Annotated in this window: 1 protein-coding gene; it reads left to right on the forward strand. The window is 36.9% G+C overall.

What is annotated here, in order from left to right; all coding sequences use genetic code 11:
* On the forward strand, window positions 1-768 hold a 768-nt coding region (locus F3059_RS13620; protein WP_151170220.1), incomplete at its 5' end, for a T9SS type A sorting domain-containing protein.
* Between the last annotated feature and the right edge of the window lie 89 nt (window positions 769-857).

Consider the following 857-nt stretch of genomic DNA (forward strand, 5'->3'; position numbering starts at 1 on the left):
GACGGAACTCCGGATATTACAGAATTGCCCTATGATAGTGTGGGCTCTTTAATAGGAGTAACTAATCAAGGGTATATTACAGGTTTTGATTATTATACTTTATTTCCAAACTTAACTTCTATATGGAATTGTGACTTAAAATTCTATGATAAGAACTGGAGTTTACAAAATGTTGTTGAAGTAAAAAGTAAACTTCATGACTCCCATGATACTGTTGATATGAGTGTAAATGCTCTAAAAGCTTCTAATGACTTTGGTATTTTTGGTGTAGGAAATACTGGTTATAAAGCTTCAAATGGATGGAACTATTATGTTTGGTATGGTCAGATTAATCCAGATGATGGAATTACAGTTTGGGATACATTACTTCCATATGGTCCAAGCGGTCAATTTGTCGCCAGTAAAAAAAACACAATTATTACAGTAGGGTCGATTGGCGCCAGTAATACTGGAATGCTTATTCGAAAAATCAACTTACCCAGCATTCCATTTCAAACAGAGTTCGTGAGTGACGAGCAGGATATTCCCGGTAAAGTGAATCAACCTCAAGTAACCGTTTACCCTAACCCGAGCAACAACTATTACAACCTCGAATCCGGCAAAAGGATAAAACAGGTGAGCGTTTACGATTTACGTGGCTCATTGATCATGCAAAAACGCATTGAGTCAAAAAGAAGTCGTGTACAGCTTGAAAGTGCAGGAGTTTACCTGATGCGCATTGAAGATGTTGATGGTAATATCACTACTAAAAAAGTTGTGAAATGGTAAGATCAACAATTTTAGTTTTCATGATGCTGGTTGCAACCATGACAGGTTTCAGCCAGCATGTTGAAGTGATCAAAGAATACGACAACAAT

Source organism: Salibacter halophilus (assembly GCF_008806325.1).
GTDB classification, from domain to species: domain Bacteria; phylum Bacteroidota; class Bacteroidia; order Flavobacteriales_G; family Salibacteraceae; genus Salibacter; species Salibacter halophilus.